Origin of the sequence: Burkholderia sp. E168m23, from assembly GCF_016586125.1 — a bacterium.
Lineage (GTDB): Bacteria > Pseudomonadota > Gammaproteobacteria > Burkholderiales > Burkholderiaceae > Burkholderia > Burkholderia orbicola.
In genome coordinates this window covers 1-1665 of the sequence record NZ_BCPP01001246.1, presented here as the reverse complement: position 1 = coordinate 1665, position 1665 = coordinate 1, and the positions used below count along the sequence as shown (strand labels likewise).

Sequence of the window (1665 nt, the reverse complement as noted above, 5' to 3'; positions counted from 1 at the left end):
CCTTGAAGATCCGCTCCGCGGCATCCGCGCTGTACTTGTCGGCCACCGCCACCGCGGAGCTCGTCAGGACCGCGGGCTGCGGCCCTTTCGCGTAGGCGGGCGCGTTCGGCAGGAAGCCGATGCCGGCCACCGTCGCGAGCACGGCTGCGGATGATTTGAAGCGATTCAGCGTAGTCATTGCATGTCCCCCATGTGGATCTCCTTCAGGCACGACGAGCACCTGATCCGTGGATGGCCGCAGGCGCGCCGACGGCCATACGCCGGCTTCGTAGTATAGGGCGACAAAAAGGGTCGAACACGCGGGGCGCGACGAAAGCATGGCGATTGTGTGCGCGCGGTCACGTTGCGCTGCCGCGACGTGCGCGCGGATCGCTCGACATCGCCTGCGGCGCGCGCTTCGCGCACCGCACAAAAACCGAAAGTTGCGAACCGCGCGGCAAGCCTCGCAACTCGTGTAAAAAAATCCGCGAACGCCCCGCCCGCGGCACAGCCCGATCTGCGAAGATAGCGCCCCGTTGCGCGCCGCATCATCGTTTCGTGCACGCGCCGCTTCACGTTGCTTCGTCTCGCTCCCTATGGCATCACACAATGCACATCACGCGTCCGGCTTCGCAGCCGGCGTCGCCGCCGCCGTCCTCGTCGCGCAAACCGGCGCAACCGGTCCGTGGCACTCGGGCATGCTCGCCGCGTTCGCGGCGGGCGTCGCGGGCGGCACAGCGCCCGACTGGCTCGAAGTCGCCTGGTGGAGCCGCAAGCGCCGCCTGTGGATCACACATCGCACCCTCACGCACTGGGGCATCGGCTGGGTCGCGCTGCTTGCGCTCGGCTGGCACGGGCTCATCCATCATCCGCATCCGCTGTGGGCCGCACCGCTGTTCGGCTTCGCCTGCGGCGGCGTGATGCACCTGCTCGCCGACTGGCCGAATCCGCTCGGCGTACCGTGGATCTGGCGGCGCCATTCGCTGAACCTGTGGAACAGCGGGCATTGCGACTTGATCGTGGTCGCGGCCGCCTGGGGCGGCACGCTGTGGCTCGCGCAGTCGCTGTGGTCGCGTGCGCCGCTGATCGAGCAGTGGCTCGGCTGGCTGCATCGCGTCTAGTTGCAATTCGACGCAATTCGCCACGATTGGGCACGCGATCGACGTGCCGAATCGCACGCAACTTTCGGTCCATTGAAAGTGCAGCGCAGGCCCCCACCTGAGTGTGAATCGTCGGCACGCATGCCCGGCACGCACCCGTGACGTCTGGCACACTGACGATTCGATTCGCGTGCGATGCATCCGCGCGCTCGCACCCCGCTCGCACCCTATTTCAACGCTCCGATGGACGTCACCGCTACCCGCCCTGCCGCCCGTGCGCTCGACGTGTTCCACCCGGTCGTCGCCGCGTGGTTCACACGCACGTTCGCCGCGCCGACCGGCGCGCAGGCGCTCGCGTGGCCGCACATCAAGGCCGGCCGGTCGACGCTCGTGGCCGCGCCGACCGGCTCCGGCAAGACACTCACCGCGTTCCTGTGCGCGCTCGACGATCTGGTGCGCGATGCGCTCGCGCACGACGGCACGCTGCCCGATGCGACGCTGGTCGTCTACGTGTCGCCGCTGAAGGCGCTGTCGAACGACATCCACGTGAACCTCGACGCGCCGCTCGCCGGCATCGCCGAATCGC

At 68.3% G+C, this 1665-nt stretch carries 2 protein-coding genes and 1 pseudogene; 2 read left to right on the top strand and 1 reads right to left on the bottom strand.

Annotated features, from left to right (window positions below; translation table 11 throughout):
• Positions 1-178: pseudogene (locus tag JMF90_RS36200) on the bottom strand (gamma-glutamyltranspeptidase); the annotation flags it as partial.
• A 397-nt stretch (positions 179-575) separates the two neighbouring features.
• On the opposite strand from JMF90_RS36200, the gene JMF90_RS36195 reads away from it, so the two are divergent.
• Both JMF90_RS36195 and JMF90_RS36190 read left to right on the top strand, forming a co-directional pair.
• Positions 576-1100, top strand: coding sequence for a metal-dependent hydrolase (locus JMF90_RS36195; RefSeq protein WP_006479220.1), 525 nt, complete (start codon positions 576-578; stop codon positions 1098-1100).
• Positions 1101-1322: 222 nt separating this feature from the next.
• On the top strand, positions 1323-1665 hold a 343-nt coding region (locus JMF90_RS36190; protein WP_201326258.1), incomplete at its 3' end, for a DEAD/DEAH box helicase.